20 protein-coding genes are annotated in these 22,090 nt (G+C 62.2%); 8 read left to right on the top strand and 12 right to left on the bottom strand.

Features of this window, described 5'->3' with window-relative positions; translation table 11 throughout:
• Nucleotides 1-44: 44 nt before the first annotated feature.
• The 5 genes from OKW29_RS19235 to OKW29_RS19215 form a co-directional block, all read right to left on the bottom strand.
• The gene (locus OKW29_RS19235) at nt 45-860 is read right to left on the bottom strand and encodes an enoyl-CoA hydratase/isomerase family protein (RefSeq protein ID WP_429292125.1); all 816 of its coding nucleotides are present in this window, start codon (nt 858-860) and stop codon (nt 45-47) included.
• Between the two features lie 17 nt (nt 861-877).
• Nucleotides 878-1,684, bottom strand: coding sequence for an enoyl-CoA hydratase/isomerase family protein (locus OKW29_RS19230; protein ID WP_184061963.1), 807 nt, complete (start codon nt 1,682-1,684; stop codon nt 878-880).
• Nucleotides 1,685-1,695: 11 nt separating this feature from the next.
• Complete coding sequence (locus OKW29_RS19225) at nt 1,696-2,496, bottom strand: enoyl-CoA hydratase/isomerase family protein (RefSeq protein ID WP_429292124.1); 801 nt, start codon at nt 2,494-2,496, stop codon at nt 1,696-1,698.
• 105 nt (nt 2,497-2,601) lie between these two features.
• Nucleotides 2,602-3,753, bottom strand: coding sequence for a thiolase (locus OKW29_RS19220; RefSeq protein ID WP_429292123.1), 1,152 nt, complete (start codon nt 3,751-3,753; stop codon nt 2,602-2,604).
• A gap of 59 nt (nt 3,754-3,812) precedes the next feature.
• Nucleotides 3,813-4,178, bottom strand: a complete 366-nt coding sequence (locus tag OKW29_RS19215; RefSeq protein ID WP_018425526.1) for a Zn-ribbon domain-containing OB-fold protein — start codon at nt 4,176-4,178, stop codon at nt 3,813-3,815.
• Between the two features lie 388 nt (nt 4,179-4,566).
• On the opposite strand from OKW29_RS19215, the gene OKW29_RS19210 reads away from it, so the two are divergent.
• From OKW29_RS19210 to OKW29_RS19190, 5 genes are read left to right on the top strand one after another with little or no spacing between them, the layout of a single operon-like run.
• Nucleotides 4,567-5,730 (top strand): acyl-CoA dehydrogenase family protein, encoded by a 1,164-nt coding sequence (locus OKW29_RS19210; protein WP_429292122.1) that lies wholly within the window; start codon nt 4,567-4,569, stop codon nt 5,728-5,730.
• A gap of 49 nt (nt 5,731-5,779) precedes the next feature.
• The gene (locus OKW29_RS19205; RefSeq protein ID WP_090870024.1) at nt 5,780-6,256 is read left to right on the top strand and encodes a MaoC family dehydratase; all 477 of its coding nucleotides are present in this window, start codon (nt 5,780-5,782) and stop codon (nt 6,254-6,256) included.
• 2 nt (nt 6,257-6,258) lie between these two features.
• On the top strand, nt 6,259-7,512 hold the full coding sequence (locus OKW29_RS19200; RefSeq protein ID WP_429292121.1) for a CaiB/BaiF CoA transferase family protein: 1,254 nt from the start codon (nt 6,259-6,261) through the stop codon (nt 7,510-7,512).
• 38 nt (nt 7,513-7,550) lie between these two features.
• Nucleotides 7,551-8,315, top strand: a complete 765-nt coding sequence (locus tag OKW29_RS19195) for a glucose 1-dehydrogenase (RefSeq protein WP_429292120.1) — start codon at nt 7,551-7,553, stop codon at nt 8,313-8,315.
• Nucleotides 8,316-8,358: 43 nt separating this feature from the next.
• The gene (locus OKW29_RS19190) at nt 8,359-9,135 is read left to right on the top strand and encodes an enoyl-CoA hydratase-related protein (RefSeq protein WP_184032198.1); all 777 of its coding nucleotides are present in this window, start codon (nt 8,359-8,361) and stop codon (nt 9,133-9,135) included.
• A 68-nt stretch (nt 9,136-9,203) separates the two neighbouring features.
• On the opposite strand, the gene OKW29_RS19185 is transcribed toward OKW29_RS19190, so the two are convergent.
• On the bottom strand, nt 9,204-10,268 hold the full coding sequence (locus tag OKW29_RS19185; RefSeq protein WP_429292119.1) for a hypothetical protein: 1,065 nt from the start codon (nt 10,266-10,268) through the stop codon (nt 9,204-9,206).
• A gap of 269 nt (nt 10,269-10,537) precedes the next feature.
• Between OKW29_RS19185 and OKW29_RS19180 the strand changes: the two genes are divergently transcribed.
• The gene (locus OKW29_RS19180) at nt 10,538-11,473 is read left to right on the top strand and encodes a FadR/GntR family transcriptional regulator (protein ID WP_429292118.1); all 936 of its coding nucleotides are present in this window, start codon (nt 10,538-10,540) and stop codon (nt 11,471-11,473) included.
• A gap of 149 nt (nt 11,474-11,622) precedes the next feature.
• Here the strand turns inward: OKW29_RS19180 and OKW29_RS19175 are convergent, their stop codons facing one another.
• From OKW29_RS19175 to OKW29_RS19155, 5 genes are all read right to left on the bottom strand, one after another.
• On the bottom strand, nt 11,623-12,402 hold the full coding sequence (locus OKW29_RS19175) for an SDR family NAD(P)-dependent oxidoreductase (RefSeq protein ID WP_429292117.1): 780 nt from the start codon (nt 12,400-12,402) through the stop codon (nt 11,623-11,625).
• A 69-nt stretch (nt 12,403-12,471) separates the two neighbouring features.
• Nucleotides 12,472-13,209, bottom strand: a complete 738-nt coding sequence (locus tag OKW29_RS19170; protein WP_429292116.1) for an enoyl-CoA hydratase — start codon at nt 13,207-13,209, stop codon at nt 12,472-12,474.
• A gap of 19 nt (nt 13,210-13,228) precedes the next feature.
• Nucleotides 13,229-14,389, bottom strand: coding sequence for an acyl-CoA dehydrogenase family protein (locus OKW29_RS19165; protein WP_429292115.1), 1,161 nt, complete (start codon nt 14,387-14,389; stop codon nt 13,229-13,231).
• A gap of 78 nt (nt 14,390-14,467) precedes the next feature.
• Nucleotides 14,468-15,679 carry an acyl-CoA dehydrogenase family protein gene (locus tag OKW29_RS19160; RefSeq protein WP_429292114.1) on the bottom strand — a complete coding sequence of 404 codons (1,212 nt, stop codon included), beginning with the start codon at nt 15,677-15,679 and terminating at the stop codon, nt 14,468-14,470.
• Between the two features lie 19 nt (nt 15,680-15,698).
• A complete protein-coding gene (locus OKW29_RS19155) occupies nt 15,699-17,618 on the bottom strand; it encodes an AMP-binding protein (RefSeq protein WP_429292113.1) in 1,920 nt (639 codons plus the stop codon).
• Between the two features lie 366 nt (nt 17,619-17,984).
• Here OKW29_RS19155 and bktB point away from each other — a divergent pair, with 366 nt between their 5' ends.
• A complete protein-coding gene (gene bktB / locus OKW29_RS19150; protein ID WP_429292112.1) occupies nt 17,985-19,166 on the top strand; it encodes a beta-ketothiolase BktB in 1,182 nt (393 codons plus the stop codon).
• 40 nt (nt 19,167-19,206) lie between these two features.
• Complete coding sequence (locus OKW29_RS19145; RefSeq protein WP_429292111.1) at nt 19,207-20,862, top strand: MBL fold metallo-hydrolase; 1,656 nt, start codon at nt 19,207-19,209, stop codon at nt 20,860-20,862.
• Between the two features lie 87 nt (nt 20,863-20,949).
• On the opposite strand, the gene OKW29_RS19140 is transcribed toward OKW29_RS19145, so the two are convergent.
• A complete protein-coding gene (locus tag OKW29_RS19140; protein WP_184050184.1) occupies nt 20,950-21,927 on the bottom strand; it encodes an NAD(P)H-dependent flavin oxidoreductase in 978 nt (325 codons plus the stop codon).
• Between the last annotated feature and the right edge of the window lie 163 nt (nt 21,928-22,090).

The raw sequence follows: 22,090 nt of genomic DNA, 5'->3' as shown, positions 1-22,090 counted from the left end.
ATGCGTTGAACTTCCAGTAGGGACAGCAACGGAGAATGGCAGCGTCAGGCACCCGTGAAAACCGGCTTGCGTTTTTCCATGAAGGCCGTCACCGCCTCCGCGTGGTCGCTGGTTTGACGGGTCAGCGGATTAAGGTCAGTTTCGAGGCGGCATGCGTCTTCGATCGAATTGCCCGCGTTGACGAGGCTCGCCTTCAGGAGCGCCAGCGTCACTGGCGGATAGTTCGCGAAGCGCGCCGCGGCCTCGATCGCCGCATCGAGCGCGCCGCCGCTCGCGACCACCTCGCTGACCAGGCCGATGCGGCGCGCCGTGGCCGCGTCGATGACATCGCCTTTCAGCATCAACTCACGCGCCTTGCTGCCGCCGACCTTTTGCGGCAGCGTCCATAGAATTCCAGTGTCGGGAAGCAGTCCGACCTTGCCGAACGCACATGAGTACTTCGCGGTATCGGCACCGACCACGACATCGCATGCAGCCGCCAGCGACAGCCCCGCTCCATAGCACGTGCCCTCCACCGCCGCGACGACCGGCTTCGTGCCCGTATAAATCAGCTTGAACAGACGCACGCCCACCGCGATGCGCTCACGAAGCGCCAGCAACTGTAGAGTGGTCGCGTGCATTTCGGACAGGTCGCCGCCCGCGCAAAAATGGCCGCCCGCGCCTGTCAGCACAATGGCGCGCGTTTGCGGATCGTCGTGCATTAGCCGGTGCAAGACCTCGGTCAGCGCAACGCGCATCCTCATGGAGAACGCGTTGCGGCGCTCGGGATAGTTCATCGTGACAATGGTCACGTCGCCTTGACGGCGCACCTGCACGATCTCGTCGGCGCCCGCGGCATTTTCCTTCTGCTCGATACTCATCGCATTGCTCCCCGCGCTCACTCACCCGTGAAGACCGGTTTGGTCTTTTCCATAAACGCCTTACAGGCAGCCTGATGGTCTTTCGACTGACGCAGGATGGGCTGATAGTCGATCTCGGCTCGCAGCGCGCCTTCCATGGTCGTCGCCGCGTTGGTCAGCGCGTCCTTCAGCAGCGCCACGCCGAGCGGCGGCAAGTCGGCAAGACCGCGCGCAACTTCGATTGCCTTTGCGCGCGCAGTACCCGGCCCGACGACTTCGTTGGCAAGGTGAATCGTGCCGGCCTTGTCGCCGTCGATTTCAGTGGCGAGCGAGAGCATCTCCCTCGCGCGAGCCATGCCGATGCGCTTCGGAAGCGTCCACAGAATACCGGTGTCCGGAATCAGGCCGACGCGCAGAAACGCCGCGCAAAAGCGCGCATTCGATGCAGCCACGACATAGTCGGTCGCGACCGCGAGCGACAGTCCGGCGCCGAAGGCTACGCCTTCCACGGCCGCCACGACCGGCTTGGGTCCCGCCTGCATTTCACGCACTACCACGCACGACTCCGCCAGAATCTCGCGGCTTTGCAGGATCGTGCGCTGCGTCATCTCGGAGATGTCGGCGCCGGCGCAAAAGTGCTCGCCCGCGCCCGTCAGGACGATTGCCCGCGAGTCCGGATCGTCGACCATCAGCCGATGCATCGTGTCGCGCAACAACTGACGCATCTGACGTCCCATCGCGTTGCGGCGTCGGGGATTGTTTAGCGTCACGATCGCGACCGGTCCCTCGCGGGTCACCTCGATCAGCGACGTCGTATCGTTTTCTGCCGTTTCTTTTTCGCTCATGTTGGCTTCCTTCAGTCGGCCACGAACACCGGCTTGCGCTTTTGCATGAAGGCGCGCACGGCCTCCTGGTGTTCGCGGCTGCGGCGCAGGATGGGCTGCAGGTTGACTTCCGCTTCGATGGCGTCGTCGAGCGTACGGATGCCCGTCGCGAGCGCGGCCTTCAGGTGCGCGGTGGCCACCGAGGGCAGTTCCGCGTACTGTTGCGCCACCTTCGAGGCCGCGTTCAGCGCCTCGCCAGGCTCGACGACCTGATTGGCAAAACCGGTCTCGCCGGCTTCCACGCCGTTGAACTCCCGGGCACTCAGCATGAGTTCGCGTGCAAGGCCGCCGCCCACGCGCTGCGACAACGACCAATAGAGCCCCGTATCGGGCAGCAGTCCGACCTTGACGAACGCGCTCGCATAGCGCGCGGCCGATGACGTGACGACATAATCGCAAGCAGCGGCGAGCGACAGACCAGCGCCAAACGCAAACCCTTCGACGGCGGCGACGATCGCTTTCGGGCCTTCCACCATCAGTCTGAAAATATCGAGCGGCAGTTCATTGCGCTGTCGATACTCGAGCACCTTGCGCGTCTGCATCTCCGAGATGTCCCCACCCGCGCAAAACGTATTGCCCGCGCCGGTCAGTACGATCGCACGGCAGGCTTCCTCATGATGCATCAGGCGATAAAGCTGCACGTACAACGTCTCGCGCATCTTTAGCGAAAACGCGTTTCGCCGTTGGGGATAGTTCAATGTGACGATCGCGACTGCACCGTCTTGCCGGACCTGTACGATCTCTGCTGCATCGTTGCTGGTCTCTTCGCTCATCTGTCCGTCTCCTGTCGATCGGGGTTGGCGCTTTAGCGCTTACTCCGATCCCATGCAAAGCTGTTGACAGTGACCCTGGCGGGCGGCGTGTCTTACAGCGTGTCTTTACAGGGTTTCCTGCGTCCCGAGAATCACCGTGGCCTGGCTCGAGAGCACACCACCGTTACCGTGCGCGATCGCCAGCTTCGCACCGGGTATCTGGCGCTCACCAGCGCGGCCCGTCAATTGCCGCATCGATTCTTCCATCAGGAACAGCCCATACATGCCGGGGTGAACGCACGACAAACCCCCGCCGTTCGTATTGACCGCGAGCCGGCCGCCCGGCGCGATGCCGCCGTCTGAAACGAAGCGGCCGCCTTCGCCTTTAGGGCAAAAGCCGAGGTCTTCGAGAAACAGAATGGTGTTGATCGTGAAGGCGTCGTACAGCATCGCGACGTCGATATCGTTCGCCTTCACGCCCGCCATTTGATACGCACGCCTGCCCGATTCCGCTGCGGCAGTCACCGTGAGATCCGGCATGCTCGCGATTTCGCGGTGCGAAGTGGCCGAAGCCGCGCCGAGCAGATACACCGGCTTGTCGGTGAGATCACGCGCTCGATCGGCGCGCACCATGACGATCGCTGCCGCGCCATCCGTCACGAGGCAGCAATCGCGCACGGAAAGCGGATCCGACACGAGGCGCGCGCCCATCACGTCGTCGATCGACATGGGCGTGCGCATATATGCATCCGGATTCAGTTGCGCCCACTTGCGCGCGGCGACGGCCACCTCGGCCAGATGCTCACGCTTCGTGCCGTATTGATGCATATGACGCGCCGCCGCAAGCGCATACGACGACACCGGATTCATCGGCTTATACGGGCTCTCCCACGGCGAAGGACGCGACGACTGCACGAGCTTGCCCGCCGCGCTGCGCTGATTGCTCCCATATGCAATCAAGGCAACCTCGATCTGTCCCGTACACAACGCCATGGCCGCCGTGTGCGCGTAGATTTCGAACGCCGATCCGCCGCTTCGGTTGTTGTCGGTGAACTTCGGGTTAATACCGAGGTATTCGGCAAACGTGAGACCCGACAGCATGTCGTCCGGCGTGCACACGAAAAGGCCGTCTACATCGCCAGGCGTAAGTCCCACCTGGGCGAGCGCGTCAACGGACGCACGCGCAGCAAGGTCCAGCGACGACAAGCCAGGTGCTTCCCCCATCCCATAGGTGGCGCCTGCCACCAGGGCGGTACGCCCGCGCAAGTTGAATTCCATTCGATCTACCTTTCATCGGTGTGACCGGCTGATGACGGCCGGCTGCGGGTTAGCGGGCGTCAGGCTGGTTCGAACACAAGCAATGCCGCATCCCCTCGGTACACGATCTTCGCCTGCACCGGCATGCCAATGCGCACGGCCTCCGGCTCGATGCCCTCCACACAACTCAGCATGCGCACACCTTCTTCCAGATCGATCACTGCGACGTTGTAGCTGGGCGTGGGCGATTTCTGGCGCACCACGGTAGTGGAATAAACCGTGCCCTTCCCGCAGGCTTCGACCCACTCCAGATCGCGCATCCCGGTAACCGGCTCAGCCACCCGCGGGTAGAAGACATAGCGGCCGCTGCCGCGGCTGCGCTGGATCATCAAGCGGCCCTCGGCCAGGAATTTCTGATAATCGACTTCAGGACAAAGAGAGTCCATTCCCCGCTCCTCCAAATCGTTTTGCCATGGGCTCGCGCCGGATCGAGCCGCTCTGTCGGGCCAAAATGGAACAAATAACCGAACACTGTTCCAAATCTTAAACGCACTGGGAGCGCGCTGTCAACGGCGGGAAAGCCCTGCCGTGCCCCGCCGCGCAAGGCTGAAACTACATCCCGACCAAATTTCCGACGCACCTCGGACAAACCCGCGGGAGCCGGTTTCAGCGCTTGACGATCACCTGGCCCTTCGTTTAATTTATCGAACATTGTTCATAAACGTGAAGACTTCGAATGTGATCAGGAAAGTGGTCGGCGGGGGCGACGTATCCCCACTCCGGAGACGAATCCGGGGGGCCGGCCCGAAAAAACCGTAAGCAAGAGAGCTCGAAGTGACATACGAACTAACAGACGACCAGCTTCAGATCCGCGACCTCATCCGTCGCGTCGCAAGGGAGCGCGTGGCGCCGCGGGCCGACGAGATCGACCGTACGGCCGGGTATCCGCACGACATGTACGCACTTCTTAAGGAACTGGGCCTCTTCACGTTGCCGTTTCCCGAAGCGTATGGCGGCGCCGGGAGTTTGATGTCGGCCTGCATCGCCGTCGAGGAGTTCGGGCGGGTTTGCTACAACACGGGCTATCTGCTGGTCGTGCAATGGACTCCCTTCGGAGCGATTCTCGAAGGCGGCACCGAAGAGCAGAAGGCTCGCCTGCTGCCGGGGCTCGCCTCCGGTGACTTACGCGGTGCTCTCTCCATTACTGAGGCTCAAAGCGGCTCCGACGTTTCGGGCATTCGCACGACAGCGCGCCGCAAGAACGGCGGCTATGTGCTCAACGGCTCAAAGATCTGGTGCACGAATTCGCATATCGCCGACTTCATTCTCGTCGCCGCCAGGACGCTCGACGAGGAAGGACAGGCGCTGGGGATCAATCTTTTCATCGTCGATCGCAACACGCCGGGCCTGACGATCGGCAACGAAGAAGACAAGATGGGCGCGCGCGGCGTGGCGTCGTGCCCCCTTTATTTCGACGATGCCTTCATCCGCGCGGAAGACCGTCTCGGGCCGGAAGGCGGCCAGGGGTTCAAGGTGGCAATGGAGGCGCTCAACACGAGCCGTCCCATCGTGGCCGCGCGCGCGGTTGGCATCGCGCAGGGCGCGATCGATCACACCGTCAAATTCATTCAGGACCGCGTTGCATTCGGCCAGAGCATCAGCAACTTTCAGGGTGTGCGCTGGATGATCGCTGACATGGTCACCCAGACCGAGGCCGCGCGCCAACTCGTCTATCGCACGGCGTCGCTCGTCGATGCGGGCGTTAGCGGCCGTGAACTCGCCCCAATGGCGGCGATGGCGAAGATGTTCGCGTCGGATGTCGCCATGAAGGTCGCGACCGATGCCGTGCAGCTATTCGGCGCCGCAGGCATCTCCAACGAGTACCCGATCAACCGTTATTTCCGCGACGCGAAGGTGGTGCAGATCATCGAAGGCACCAACCAGATCCAACGCAACATCGTCGCGGACAGCGTGCTGGGCCGCATCAAGAAGAACTGACAACGACAGCTCAGCTAACAGCCGAGCCGACAACGACAGAGGACAGGCAATGGAAGAAATCGAAACGGTTGGTCTGGGAATTCACTGGGAGGACCTGCCCGTTGGACGCAAGTTCAAGACCGTGGGCCGCACGGTGACCGAAACGGACGTCGTGAATTTTGTTTCGGTGACCGGCATGCTGGAAGTTCTGTTCACCAACACCGAGTTTCTTCGCGAGCAGTCGGCCATCAAGGGGCGCGTCGCGCCGGGCGCGCTGGTCTTCACGCTGATGGAAGGGCTGCTCACGCAGGCCACCATGCAGGGCGTCGGCTTCGCGTTCCTCAACATGGAACTCGACATCAAAGGCCCGACCTATGTGGGCGACACGATTCACGTGGAATGCGAGGTGATCGAATGCAGGCCTAGCAAGGGGCGCCCCGGACTTGGGCTGGTGCGCACCCGCAACCGCGTGATCAAGCAGGACGGCACGGAAGTGATGGTGTACACGCCGCTCAGACTCGTTAAAGGCAAGGAATACAAGGCCTGAGCATGGAAAATCCCCAACAACCCCTCGAACCGGCGACCGGCCCGTTAGCCGGTGTCCGCGTGATCGACCTGACCATCAACGTGCTCGGTCCTGTCGCCACGCAGCTACTCGGCGACATGGGCGCGGACGTCATCAAGATCGAACCGCCCGAAGGCGACCAGAACCGCAAGAATGGCCCTGGCCGCAATCCCGACATGGCAGTGTTCTATACGATCATGAACCGCAACAAGCGCAGCGTGATCCTGAACCTGAAGCAGGCCGAATGCCACGAAGCGCTGCTCAAGCTCGTCGAGACCGCCGACGTCATCGTGCACAGCATGCGCCCGAGTGCCGCCGAGCGCCTCGGCATCGACTATGAAACCGTGCGGGCGCGCAACCCACGCATCGTGTACGCGTCGGGTGCCGGCTATCGAATCGACGGACCCTACAAGGACCGCCCCGCTTTCGACGACGTGATTCAGGGCGAAACCGGCATTGCCGCGATGAACCGCGACGCGGACGGCTCGCCGCGGTACTTCCCCACCGTGATCGTCGACAAGTTCTGCGGCTACGTGCTGGCGTCGTCGATCGGCATGGCGCTCTATCACCGCGAGCGGACCGGTGTCGGCCAGCTCGTCCATGTGCCGATGTTCGAAACGATGCTGCAATTCAATCTTTTCGAGCATCTTTGGGAAGGTGCGCTGGGCTCCAATGACGGAACCGGCCTGGGCTATCCGCGCATGTTCTCGCCGCACCGCCGGCCCTACGCGACAAAAGACGGGCATATCTGCCTGCTCGCCGTGAATAACGAGCAATGGCGCCGCGTGCTGTGCGCAATCGATGCAGCGCATCTGCTCGACGACCCGCGCTTCCGCCACATGGCCGAGCGTATGCGCAACATCAGCGAGCTGTATCGCATCGTCGGCGACGCCATCCGCAAGAAGACAACTGCGGAATGGAATGCGATCTTCGCCTCGGCGGACGTGCCGCACGGCCCCGTGCGCGACCTGAAAGACCTGATGCACGACGCGTACATCAAGGAGACCGGGTTCTTCCAGCGCTTCGAGCACCCGACCGAAGGCGACATGGTCATGACCTCGATACCGGTGCACTTCTCCGAGTCGCCCGGCAACGTTCGCTATCTGCCGCCGAATCTCGGCGAGCACAGCATCCAGGTTCTGGTCGAAGCGGGATATAGCGCGGACGAAGCGAGCGCGCTCCTCGCCCGGGCCACAGGAAGGGGCGAAGCCGTATCGGAAGCGCTGAGCAAGGATTAACTGGCGCGACAGCGCCTCGCACATCACGGAGGGAATCAATGAAGGGGCTCAAGGAGAAGGTCGTCGTCGTCACTGGCGCGGCAGGTGGGATCGGAACCGCCATCAGCAGACGATTCGGCGACGAAGGTTCGACCGTCGCGCTGTTCGACCTGAACGAAGAAGGCGCCGTGCGTGTCGCGGCGGAAATCGAGGCGGCGGGCGGCAAGGCGCGAGCCTACCGCGTCGACATCACGGATCACGAAGGTGTGCATGCTGCGGTGGCGAGAGTCGAGGAAGAACTGGGACCGATCGAGGTTCTCGTGAACAACGCCGGCTGGGACATGGGTGCGTTCTTCCTGCAAACCGAGAAACCGTTCTGGGACAAGGTGGTGGCAATCAATCTGTACGGACCGCTGAACATGCACCATGCCGTGCTGCGACGGATGGCCGAACGCGGCCGTGGCCGCGTCGTCAACATCTCGTCGGATGCGGGACGCGTGGGCTCCTCGATGGAAGCGGTGTACTCGTTCTGCAAAGGCGGCCTCATCGCCTTCACGAAGACGATGGCACGCGAAATGGCCCGCCAGATGATTCCCGTCAACGTCGTTTGCCCCGGCCCGACCGCGACCCCGCTTCTCGACAACCTCGCGCAGGGCGAGAGAGGCGAGCGCATGAAGGCCGCCCTCGTGAAGGCCGTGCCGTTCGGCCGCATGGGCGAACCTGGCGACATCCCGGGCGTGGTGGCCTTTCTCGCGAGTGACGACGCCGCGTTCATCAGCGGTCAGGTCATCAGCGTGTCGGGCGGTCTGACGATGGCTGGATAAACGGCAGCGCGAACGCAATCAACCAACAACATTGGAATACGACATGGAATTCAAGGACATCGGCTATCAGGAGGCGGACGGGGTCGCGACGATCACCATCAATCGCCCGAAGGTGTACAACGCATTCAGCGCCAACACCGTTGAGGAGCTTATCAAGGCCTTCGGCCTCGCGGGATGGAACAAGGATATCGGCGTCGTGGTGCTCACGGGCGCCGGCGACAAGGCGTTCTGCACGGGCGGCGACCAGTCCGGCGACGGCTACAACGGGCGCGGCACCGTCGGCCTGCCGATCGAGGAACTGCAAAGCATCATCCGCGACATTCCGAAGCCCGTGATCGCACGCGTGAACGGCTATGCAATCGGCGGCGGCAACGTGCTGGTGACGCTCTGCGATCTCGCCATCGCTGCCGAGACCGCGGTCTTCGGTCAGGTCGGCCCGAAGGTCGGGTCGGTCGATCCGGGCTTCGGCACCGCCTACCTCGCGCGCATCGTCGGCGAGAAGCGCGCGCGGGAAATCTGGTACCTGTGCCGCAAATACAGCGCGAAACAGGCGCTCGACTGGGGTCTCATCAACGCCGTCGTGCCCGCGGAACAACTCGACGCCGAAACGAAGAAGTGGTGCGACGAGATTCTGCAGATGAGCCCCACCGCTATTGCGCTCGCAAAGCGCTCGTTCAATATCGATACCGAGAACATCCGCGGCATCGGCGCGTTCGCGATGCAGGCGCTTGCGATGTACTACGACACCGACGAATCGAAGGAAGGCGGCAATGCGTTCCGCGAAAAGCGCAAGCCTGAGTTTCGCAAGTACGTGAAGTGACCGGCAGAAATGCCGGCGGGGCGACGCTCAGCGTCGGCGTCGCCCTTTGCGCATACGCGCGCCGAAGTTCAGTATTTGCGGAAGTTCACGCCGACACGCGTGCCAAGCCCCGGGAGCCGGTTGATGGGGCGGCTGCCATGCTCCGGGGCGGCTTCGCCCCATGCGAACCACACGTCAGGCTCGCGCGCATCGCCCACGCGCCGCCAGCGGCCGTCCACCTGCGGATTCTTGAGCGTCCCGAGACCGACCAGACGCCCGCGCGGATCGGGCATGAACTCCCACTCTTCGCCGAACGCTGAGTAACGGATGCCTTCCTGCCAATACCCATTCGCGCCGAAATCGATGGTGCCCGTCACGTCATAGGTAAAGCGCACCTCGCCCTTCTCGTTGCCGAGAATCGCGAAGCCGAACATGTCGTTACCTAGCGTGAAGTGCCCGAAGTCGATGCTGCCGTCCTTATAACGCGTCGCCCACGTGTACCAGACGAGTTCCAGCTTCTCCTGCACCAGCGCATCTTTCGTCTTGTAGATCTCGCCGCCCTCGTACATATGGATCGGATCGAAGCCGATCATGCCGCGTACCTTCTTTCCGAGTATCGTCCCTTCCATCTCGAAGATGTTCGCGACGTAGTACATGCCCGCGTCGCGGCCCGGCAGATACCAGTGCATGCCGGGCTTGACGAGCTTGCCCTTGATATCCATGCCGTTCTCTTCGTACCAGCTGCAATCCTCGGGCGTCCAGGTGACGTGAAAGCGATTGCCGGGCGCCTGCGGGTGGCTTCGCCAGTGGATGCGCCCCTCTTCGAGCGTTCTTGCGAATCCATCGTTCGGCACCGATTCCTTGCCTACCGGATGCATATGCATGCCGTCGTCGTGGCCGAGCGTCGTGCACAGGTAGAAACGCCGCCGCGTGTCCTTCGCGTCGGTCCGCAGGCCAGCGGGAATCCGCCGCATCGGGCAATAGATCTCGCCATCCTCGTCGCGCAGCGTTCCCCACAGGTAGAGCGCTTCGGGCGGCATGCCGAAGTAGGCGCGGTTGGACAGCATGTCCTCGATGGTGGGCTCGAAGGCGCTGACAAGAGGCTGCCAGCCAAAGTCGCCGCGGCGCGGCATGGATAGTTTGGTGTCGCTCATGGTCGTTACACCCGTCACGATGGTGAAGTGGTTGGAGCGGCTCACTATAGGTATCCTCGCGCGTGGCTGAAAACCGGTCGATCCGCTCGTCTGGCCACGAGCACGCCCGGCGCGCGATCAGCACAGGGGCACAGGAGCTAACGTATTGATTTACCGGCTTTCTCTGCGGTCCGGAAACGCGCGCTGCCTGCGCGCACGAAAGCTTCGTTACATGTAACGATCATGTGCGATATATTGAACGACGTTCGCATTTAATACTGAACTCGGACATGCCAAAGTCGTCTGCCGAACGCGTCGCCGCTTATCGCACCCGCAAGAAGGCCGAAGGCATGGTGAGCCTGACACTGGTCGTCCCGGCAGCCGACGTCGCCCTCTTCAGCCAGTTCGCCGCGCAACGCCGCGAAAAGCTGCGCGACAACATGCATCCTGGCCAAGCCCCGCGCCAGCAGTGGCTCTCGATGCTGGCCGCGATGACGCCTGCGCTGCCCCAAACTGCCGAGTCGCGTCGCAAGCGCGATGCGATCGGCGCACCGATCACGCGTGCGCAGACGCTCTTCATGGCGCTGCTGAAGCACATCATCGATCTGGGATGGCCGGCAGGACTACCGCTCGGCTCCGAGCAGGAATTGATGAAGGTCCATGGAGTAAGTCGCGCTGCGTTGCGCGGAGCGATCCGCTTGCTCGAGCACCACTGCATCGTGAGAGTGCAGCGCGGCACCGGAGGCGGCGTGATCGTCGCCCAGCCGGACCTGAGCGCGACGATGCAGGCAGTCAGCGTCTATCTGGAGTATGCGGGCATCGCGCCGCGCGATATTCTCGCAACGCGCCGCACGCTCGAACTGGCCGTCCTGGATCTCGTCATCGAACGGCTCGACCATGAAGGTGAGCGACGCGTGCACGACCAGGTTCAGGCCGAGGCGCCACTCGACGGCCGTGCCGGCGCCGATGAGTTGCTGCGATTTCATTTCCTGCTCGCCGAACTTTGCGGCGATCCCGCACTGCGTCTCTTCGACGGCATCGCCCTGCAACTTGCCGATGCGCATTCCACGTTTCATCGGCGCAGCCGAACGGACCGCGACCGCGTCGTGGCGAGGATCAAGGAATACCATCGCGAGATCGCGCGCGCGATCATTGCCCGCGATAAAGAGCAGGCTCGCAGGCAAATGGCCGACTACATATCGGGGATCAGGACGTGGCTGGAGTAGCGGCAGCGCTGCGCTTGCCTGCCCGCCTCAACGGTCACCGGTCTCCACGCAGGCAACGTTCTCTTCGGTATCGGGTGACGAATGCCGAGCAGATCGGTGATTCGCGTTCTGAACATCTGGGGGCGCACGATGTCCTTCCCTCCTGCAGGTCAGCGAAACGAGATCGTGTGGCCGCCATCCACCGCGATCGTCTGGCCGTTGATATAGCCGCCCGAACGCGATGCGAGCATCACGGCTAGCCCAGCGATCTCGTCGACCTCGCCGAAGCGCTGTGATGGATTGCGACCACGGTACCATTCGACCATCGCCTCGTCCTCCCATTGCGATCGCGCCATCTCGGTCTTGAAGGTGCCAGGCGCGATGCAATTGGCGGTGACGCCCTTTGCGGCGAATTCCATCGCGAGGTTTCTCACGAGCTGCATGTCGGCGGCTTTGGTGAGCCCGTAGGTTCCCGTCACGGCATCGCCGAACAGGCCAACCACGGATGCCACCGAAATAAAGCGCCCATAGCCACGCTCGATCATGCCGGGCACAGTCATCTGCGCGAGCCAGATATTGCTCTGGACGTTGACCTGCATGAACTTGTTGAACGTTTCGTCTTGCAGATCGAGTGCCGAGCCTATCCACGGGTGAATCGCGGCATTGGCCATCACGATGTCGACCCTGCCCCACTCGCCGTTCGCCGCAGCCACGAGAGCTTGCAATTCCGCTTTTCGGCCGATGTTGCAGGCGAACGGCAAGGCCACCCGAGTCCCGATCTTTTCGTTGATGGCTTGCGCGGCAGTTTCGCAGGCGTCGGCGTTACGGCCGGAAACGACGACTTTGGCGCCGTGTTCCGCCATGCCGAGCGCACTGGCATAGCCAATGCCGCGACTCGATCCGGTGACGATTGCGACCTTGTCCGTGAGGTCAAAAAGCGATGAGGACATACGTGCTCCACAAAAATGGAGGCTTGTCGATGAAAGCCCTCGCGTCGCGCGCTTCGCTCAGCCAAGCGATTATTTCCCCACCTGCCATGCCATGCCGCCGCTTTGCTTTCTTTGCGCCAATGCCGCCTTCTCGATCCGCAACGCCTCTTCCAGCGAAGCTAGCGCACCCTGATCGATCACGCGCTTGACCGTCGCGACGAGCTCGGGTCGGCGGCTCGCAATCGTCTTCGCTAGTGACGCTGCCCGCTCCATCAGTTGATCGTGGCTGACCACCTCGTTCGCGAGGCCGATGCGCAACGCGGTGGCCGCGTCAATCGGATCGCTCGTCAAGCTGAACTGCTTCGCCCACCGCGGACCCACGATATACGGCAACCTCGCGGTCATGCCGCCCCCCGCGAGCGCGCCGATTTTCGTGTGCGTGTCGGCAAAGCGCGCACGCTCGGACGCGATGATGAAATCGCACCCCATTGCAAGTTCCAGCCCGCCTGTAACGGCAGCGCCGTTGACCGCCGCGATTACCGGCTTGGTGAGGCGCGGCCACATATCGATCATGTCCGCGACCCGCGTGCGCGGCGCATCGGGCGCGGAAAAATCATTCAGGTCGAGCCCAGCACAAAAGGCCGGATCGGCGCCCGTCACGATAAGGACGCGCAGGCTTTGGTCCGCTTCGAAACGATGCAAGGCGTCGACCAGCGCTTCGGTCAATGCGAGGTTCAGTGCGTTGCGGGCCGCGGGCCGGTTCAGTGTCAACGTGAGAACCGTTCCGTCACTCTGCACGCCGAGCAGATCGGTTGCTTTCGCGTTCATGGCAATGCCTCGAAAGGGTTCACGCCGCCGCGACCATTGCCTCGTGCTGAATCTGGCGTGCGTAGCGATTCAGGTGATAGTCCGCGTTGCCGAACAATGCGTCGAGCACCAGATGACGGCGATAGTGATGGCCCACCTTGTATTCATCCGTGATGCCGTAGCCACCGTGCAACTGGATACCCTGTTGCGTGACGAACTTCGCGCTACGAGTGGTCTGTGCCTTGCAGCCCGAGATTTCGACGCTCCGGTTCTCCCTGTCCTCGCTGATAGAGAGCAACGCACGGTGCAGTGTTGCGCGCGCCTGCATCGCTTCGATCGCCATGTCGGCCATCCGGTGTTGCAGCGCCTGGAAGCTGCCAATCGCCACCCCGAACTGCTTGCGCGTTTTCAAGTACTCCGACGCGAGCTCGATAGCGTCTTCCATATCGCCCACCAGTTCGGCACAGATCGCAACGACCGCTTCGTCAACGGCGGCCTGCAGTCCTTCGAACGCTTGCCCAGCCTCACCCAGAACATTCGATTCTGCGACGATCACACCATCGAGCAGCAAGTCGGCAGATGGCGTGCCGTCGAGCAACGCGCAAGTCTTCAGCGTCACGCCTGCCTGCTTCGGATCGACGACGAAAACCCCGATGCCGTCCGTGGCATCGGCTGCACCCGCCGCTCGAGCGACGACGAGCAGACGGTCTGCAACGGGCGCTCCAACCACGAGCGTCTTATAGCCGTCCAGCCGCCACGACCCGTCCTCAGTCTTCTTCGCAGTGGCCGTCACGTAATGCACCTGACCCCGCGCTTCACGTTCACTTTGCGCGACTGCATAGACAGTCTCGCCCGAAACGATCTCGCCAAGTATCGCCTCGCGCTGCCCGTCTCGCCCGCAGCGCGTGACAAGTGATGCAGGAAACACACCACACATCACGTATGGCTCCAGCACCAGCGCGCGCCCGATCTGCTCGGCCACGATGGCGCTTTCGACTGACGAGAAACCGAGCCCGCCCAATTCATCCGGCACCGCGACACCGAGCCAACCCATTTCGCCGAACGTACGCCACGTCTCGCGCGAAAATCCGCCTCCTTGCGAAGCAAGATTGCGACGATGTTCGAACGTATAACTCTTTTGCAAGAAGCGTTGCGCGCTTTCCTGCAACATCCGCTGTTCGTCGCTCAACTCGAAGTCCATGCTGCACCCTCTTTATGCCGGCAATTGATGCGATCCCACGTCTCGGGGATCGAAGACCGTTCGTGACTCGATACGGCGTCAAAGATCGAACAGTGCTTTGGCGATGATGTTTCGCTGAATTTCGGCCGTCCCGCCATAGATCGAGCAAGCCCGCCGATAGAAGACCTCTGCCGCCAGGCCTGGCGCGTATTCAGGTCCGATGAACTGGGCCTCGCGCAGCTCTCGCTCTTCATTCGGATCGGGATAGAACACGGCGCCATAATCGCCGATCACCTCCAGCAGCATCTCCGTGAGCTTCTGATGGAGTTCAGATCCGCGCACTTTGAGCATGGATCCGATCGCCATGCCGCCACTGCGCTCGTCTATCCCTTGATGCAGGATTTTCTGCACCGCCATGTCGATAGCGCGAACCTCCAGTTCGTGCTGCGCCAAACGTGCCGCAAACGTCGGATCCTGGATCAATGGCTTGCCGGCCATCCGTTCGCGCGAGGCGTAGTGCCGGATCTTGCGCAGATAGCGCTTGAGGGCAGGCGCTTCAGCGCCAAGAAACGCCCGCTCGTTAAAGAGCAGAAACTTGGTGTATCCCCACCCCTTGTTGACCTCGCCGATAAGGTTTTCAGCAGGCACACGCACGTTGTCGTAGAAGACTTCCGCCAGGTGATGGCAGCCATCGAGCGACGCGATCGGCCGCACGGTAACGCCCGGCGACGACATGTCGAGCAGCAGGAAGGAAATGCCCTTTTGTGGCTTCGCTTCGCTATCCGTGCGGACCAGCACGAAATTCCATTGACCGTAGGCGCCGAAGCTGGTCCAGATCTTCTGTCCATTGACGATGTAGTGGTCTCCATCGAGAACCGCCGTCGTACGTAGCGATGCAAGATCGGAACCCGAGCCCGGCTCTGAAAAACCCTGTACCCAGAACACTTCACCACGCCGGATAGGAGGAAGAAAGCGCCGATTCTGCTCTTCGTTGCCAAACTCGCAAATCACGGGTCCGACGAGCGACACGCCCGCCTGATTCTGTATCGGTGCGCCTGCCAGATAGCATTCTTCCTCGAAGATGTAACGCTGCATCGCGGTCCACCCCGTGCCGCCGTCACCAGCCGGCCAATGCGGCACTGACCAGCCGTGCGTTTCGTGCAAGATGCGAGTCCAGCGCTGTGAATCGTCGTCACCTGCCAGAAAGCCCTGCTGCCCGCGAAAGGCCAGGTCGGCCGGCAAATGCTCGTTGAGGAACGCACGAACTTCTTTGCGGAACGCGATGTCCGCGGGATCTACGCGAAAATCCATGGTTTAACTTCCGGCGTTTTCAGTACGTTGAACCGCGGCGCGCGCCTCGATCTGCGCCCGCTGCTGCGCCAGCGTTGCCGACCAATGTACGCGGCGTGGGCGGCACGCAATAAAGCTCGTCCACGACAGCGCGCCGTCGCTCGAGCACATTGCGTTGGCTGATTGCGCTCTTTGCACTCAATTCGCCGTTATCGAGCGTCGGCTGCTCGCTTTCGAGCACGATGCGCGCAATGCGCGTAGAGCTGCCGCCAGGACGCGCGGCGAGCTGGTCGAGTCCGGTCTGGAAGAACGCGCGCACGCCGCGGCTGTTGATGATCTGGTCGGCGCCCGGCATCGGATCGTGAAGGTCGTCGCAAAGCGCACGGCACGCTTCGATGTCAGGGAAGACGAGCGCGCTCAGGTAGTCGCGGTCGTGCCCGGCAATCACGATATCCCGCGCATACGGGCCCAACACGTTCAGCGCGTACAGTCGCAACTCGGCGACGTTGACCCAGGTGCCCGAGGACAGCTTGAAATTTTCCGCAATGCGTCCGTCGAAGCGCAGTCCCAGTTCGAGGCGCTGCGGGTCGATGAACGTTGCTGCGTCACCGGAGCGGAAATAGCCTTCCTCGTCGAACGCGGCGGCGGTGCGCTCGGGATCTTTCCAATAGCCGGGCGTCACACAGTCGCCGAGGAAACGGATTTCCAGCTTCGCGCCGACCGGCGCCACCTTCACTTTGACGCCGGGCACGGGCAACCCAGCAATCGCTTCCCGTCGCGGATCCCAGGCCGCCGATAGCGGCGTTGGGCCTGCTTCCGTGCTGCCGATGCCCGACATGATGAGCACACGCTGGCCGATGGTACGCACCGCGAGCTCGTCGAGTTGAGCCCAGATGTATTTCGGCAGACTTGCGCCGCCGTAGTAGATGAGCGCGAGTTTGCTAAAGAATTTCTCGCGCAGTGCCTTGTCCGCCTGCAGATGCGGAATGAGCGAGGCCAACCCTTGCGGCGTATTGAGGTAGACCGCCGGCGCGATTTCACGCAATGCCTGAACCGTCGGGCCAATTTCCTCCGGCGTTGGCTTGCCTGGGTCCAGGTAGTAAGTCCCCCCGCCGTACAGCACCATGCCGAAGTTATGCGTGCCGCCAAAAGTGTGATGCCAAGGCAGCCAGTCGACGAGATCCGATGGTCCGTCCTGAAGAAACGCGAACACCTGGGCGACTTGCTGTCGATTGCTGCACAACATGCGCTGCGAATAGATCACGCCTTTCGGTGCGCCTGTCGTTCCCGAAGTAAACATGATCTTGCCCACCGTATCCGGGCCGACTGCCTTGAACGCCTTGTCGACGTCGGCTGTAACCGGCGTCTTCAGCCACTGCGCGACGCGCGAACCGCCACGACCCTCCGGCAACGGACCGACGACGACACATTCCACGTCGCCGAACACCTCACGCAATGCGCGGCCATACTGCTCGCCGTCCTCCGCGAAGACGAGGCCGGGCGTGCATACGGCCGCGAGTTGCCTGAGCTTCGAAAAGTCCTGCGATAACAGCGAATACGCGGGCGTCACCGGGATATAGGGAATCCCGACGTGCAATGCGGCGAGCGCGAAGAGCGCGTGTTCAAAGCTTCGATCGGAAAGAATCATCAACGGACGAGACGGCGACAATCCTCGATCGAGCAGCGCCTGCCCCAGCGCACGCGCACCGTCGAACGCCTGGCGGTAGGTCAGAGACTCCCATGACTTGCCGTCCGGCGTCCGCCGCGCAAGCAACGCGCGCTCGGGCGTGACGCTCGCCCAGTGTTCGAGCCGCTCCGTCAAGCGGACGGGATACGCCTGGAGCGGTTCCTTCAGTTCATACACCACGCTTCCGTCTGGCCTTCGCTCGACGATGGCATCCATGCTGCCGACGCGAATCGGGCGAAACGGCACATCCATCAGGGCGTCGTGCGAAGCCATACCTGCATCCATCTGAGTCGTCCTGTTGTTATCTGGCAAGTCATGTCCCGCGAGCGCTCGCATCGCCTTCCGATACCTGGAAATGTTGCGGGCCAAGAGCAACCAATAATTGAACGTCGATCATCTTGCTGAACCAGAATAACGCGAAATCCCAGCCACGTCTATCCGTTGTCACCCACGAGGAAAGCCTGATAGCACACACGCAATCTGGCGCGAACGACGTGCGCAATGTTCGGCACGATCGCAGGTTTGCGCATCGCACAACAACGTGGACAGAAAACAAAAATTGCGCTAATTTCTGAACGCCATTCGCATTATTAAACATGACACCGGATCGTAATCGATTGCCGGAACCAAGGAGCCATCATGTCGGAAGAGGTTGTCGTCACCGCTGCCGTTCGCACCGCTATTGGAGACTTCGGTGGCGCGCTATCGAGCATTCCGCCCACGGCGCTAGGCGCAACGGTCGTTCGCGCGCTGCTCGAGCGATCGAATCTGCCGGGTGAAGAGGTGGGTCAAGTGGTGTTCGGCAACGTGATCCATACCGAGCCTCGCGACATGTATCTCGCGCGCGTCGCCGCGATGGAAGGCGGCGTCAGCGCGGACGCACCGGCGCTGACGCTCAACAGGCTATGCGGCTCCGGCCTTCAGGCAATCATCTCCGCTGCGCAAGCCATCGCGCACGGCGACACGGAGATTGCGATCGGCGCTGGTGCAGAAAGCATGTCGCGCGCAGCATACGTTGCGAGCGGCGCGCGTTGGGGTTCGCGCATGGGCGACATCCGCCTGATCGACATGATGGTCGGCGCGTTGACCGATCCGTTCAGCGCATGCCATATGGGCGTAACCGCAGAGAACGTCGCAAAGAAGTACGGCATTTCGCGCGACGACCAGGACCTGCTCGCCGTCGAATCGCACCGGCGCGCAGCGCAAGCTATTCATGACGGCAACTTCCGCGAGCAGATCGTGCCCGTAGCACTGCGCACGAAAAAGGGTGAAACCGTTTTTGACACCGATGAGCATGTGCGGTCGGGCACGACCATCGCCGATCTCGCCAAATTGCGCCCGGCGTTCCAGAAAGACGGTACGGTCACGGCCGGCAATGCGTCGGGCCTCAACGACGGCGCGGCTGCAGTCCTGCTGATGGCCCGTCGCAGCGCCGAACAACGCGGCCTTCGTCCGCTTGCGCGACTCGTTTGCTGGGCTCACGCGGGCGTCGATCCGCAATACATGGGCATCGGCCCGGTCCCTGCGACACGCAAGGCCCTGCAGCGCGCGGGTTTGACCGCCGCAAATCTCGATGTGATCGAAGCGAACGAGGCGTTTGCCGCTCAAGCTTGCGCCGTGGCGAAGGAGCTGGAATTCGACAGCGCAAAGGTCAACCCGAACGGATCGGGCATCGCGCTCGGCCATCCGATCGGCGCAACCGGCGCCGTCATTGCGGTCAAGGCCATTCACGAGTTGCATCGTTGCGGTGGGCGCTATGCGCTCGTGACAATGTGCATCGGTGGAGGTCAAGGCATCGCGGCCATCTTCGAGCGCATTTAGGGCTTCGCACAGCGTTATCCATTCAACCAGAGGGACATACGTGGTACGCCCCGAACAACGACTCCACCCGCAACGGCAGCCGGTGGCACCACGCCCCGCTGCGACGATGCTCTTGCTACGCGACGCGCAATACGAGGGTTCGCGCGCCATTGAAGTGCTGATGACACGACGTTCGGCGCAAGCGAGCTTCGCGCCGGGCGCGTTCGTCTTTCCTGGTGGCGCAATCGACCCGTCCGATGGACGAATCGCCGGCGGCGTACGACGGCGCCCCACGCAAGACGATACGCAAGCGATTCAGGCCGTGGCCGCCATTCGGGAAACATTCGAAGAGCTCGGTGTGCTGCTGGCATGGCGACACGACGGCGGTTTCGTCGACGACCACGATATTGCGAGGCTAGACCGGGCGACAGCGATCGAAGACCATTGTTCGCATCACGGCCTCTCACTCGCCGCGGATCGGGTCTATCCGTTTGCGCATTGGATCACCGATCGTGACCTGCCGCGGCGCTTTGACGTGCAGTTTTTCGTGGCGCGCATGCCCGTCGGTCAAACCGCTGTCGCGGACGGCGCCGAGCAGTTCGAACCGGTGTGGGTCCGTCCCGACGAGGCACTGGCACGCCATGCTTCGGGCGACTTCACGATGATCTTCCCGACCGTGCGAACGCTCGAACGCCTTCGCTCGTTCAACTCGGTTGATGCACTGCTCACGGCGTGCAGGTCTGAAAGGTCGCTGTGGAGCAGTTGTCCGCGCGGTGGGTTGAGCTCAGGCAGCGTCGTGCGCTGCATGGAAGGTGACCCCTCATATGGGGAACTGCGTCTCGTGTGCCCCGACGGTCAGGTGCTCCACTCTCTGGATTGGCGATCGACGCAAACCGCCCCGCTTCTGAGAAACGTGATGCGGTTGACCGCCAGCAACAGCGGCTTGATGACGGGCCCAGGCACGAATAGCTACATCGTCGGCACGATGGCGACCGGCTTCATCGTGATCGATCCGGGGCCGGACGACCAGGCGCATCTTCAACGCATCTTCGCAGCTACGGGCGGCGCTATTCGAATGATCGTCTGCACGCACTCCCACGTGGATCACGCGCCCGGGGCGAGGCCACTGCAGTCCATGTGTCCGCACAAGCCACCAGTCCTCGGTCGGTCGGCCGGGCCTGCCGACAGGGCAAGCCATCACTTCGTTCCGGACCGCGAATTGCTCGATGGCGATGTGCTGACACTTGCGCATGACGGCGAGACGCATCGATTGCTGGTCGTCTCGACACCGGGGCACGCAAGCAACCACGTGTGCCTGGTCCTTCTGGAAGACGGACTGCTATTCAGCGGCGATCACATTCTGAATGGCAGCACGACCATCATCGATCCTCCCGACGGCAACATGACGGCGTACCTCACGTCACTCGACCGGTTGAACGCGATTTGCACCGAACGTGACATCGACTTTATTCTGCCCGCACATGGGTACGTGCTGGACCGCCCGCATGACCAGATCGCCCGCCTCAAGGCACACCGTCTCGCCCGGGAAGCAAAGATCGCCGGCGCGGTAAAGGCACTGCCGACCGGTTCGATCGACGACTGGCTGCGTCTTGCTTATACCGATGTTCCCGAAAGGCTCTGGCCAGCGGCATCCCGGTCGCTGCTGGCGCATCTCGAACGACTCGACGAACAAGGTCATCCGACTTCGCAGGCCTGATTGCGATCGTAATACATGCATCGGCTGCCACGCCCGCTAAAACCGGGGGCGCGGTCAGCCTGGTTCGACGGCCGTCTTGCTGCGGACTCAGCTCTCTTCTACAAGCGCAGCCAGCCGGCCATGAATGAGTGCGCGCGCCTCGGCGACCATCCGACTCACGAGTTCCGCGCAGGTGGGAATGTCCTCGATAAGCCCGATTGCGAGGCCAGCCGGAAACGTTCCGTCTTCGGTGTCACCCGTCTCGTACACTCGCTTACCGCGCTCACCGCTCACCAGCGGCTTGAGATCCGCAAACGTCACACCTTCTTTTTGCTCGAGTTCCAACACCTGCTCCGCTACCGAATTCCTGAAGATACGCGACGTGTTCTTCAGCGTGCGGAAGATCAACGCCGTATTGCGCTCGTCATGCTCTACCAGCCTGCGCTTGACGTTCTCGTGAATCGGCGCCTCGCGCGTTGCCATGAAGCGCGTACCCATATTGATCCCATCCGCGCCGAGCGCGAGCGCGGCGACCATGCCGCGCGCATCGGCAATGCCGCCTGACGCAAGCATAGGAATATGCAGTTTCGCGGCCGCGGCCGGCAACAGGATCAGATTGGGCACGTCGTCCTCGCCCGGATGTCCGGCGCACTCGAATCCGTCCACGCTCACGGCGTCGCAGCCCAACGCCTCCGCTTTCAGCGCGTGACGCACCGACGTGCACTTGTGGATGACCTTGATGCCCGCAGCCTTGAATGCGGGCATATATGGCTCGGGATTGCGTCCCGCCGTCTCGACGATCTTCACACCGTTCTCCACGACCGCTTGCACGTACTCGTCGTACGGCACTGGCTTGATCGTCGGCAGAATGGTCAGGTTGACGGCGAACGGCTGATCCGTCATTGAGCGAACCCGAGCGATCTCGTTGCGCAGCGCCTCGGGCGTGGGCTGCGTCAGAGCGGTGATGGTGCCGAGCGCACCGGCGTTCGAGACGGCGGCGGCAAGTTCAGCGCGACCCACCCACATCATGCCCCCTTGAACAATGGGGTATCGAATCCCAAGCAGCTCTGTAATGCGCGTTTTCATGTGCTGATCCCTGTGTAAGTGCAACCTGATTTTTCGACCCGCAATGGTCGAACGTCGCGTGTAAGATGCGCCGGTCGTTTGTATTTACGAACACCGTGCAATTATATACACTTCCTCCACATCGCCGACACTCGTGTGCCGCACTCGCGGACGCCGATGCGAT

This window comes from Paraburkholderia sp. CI3 (assembly GCF_050436505.1).
In the GTDB taxonomy this organism is placed as follows: Bacteria; Pseudomonadota; Gammaproteobacteria; order Burkholderiales; family Burkholderiaceae; genus Paraburkholderia; species Paraburkholderia tuberum.
This window is presented reverse-complemented; position numbering and strand designations above follow the sequence as displayed.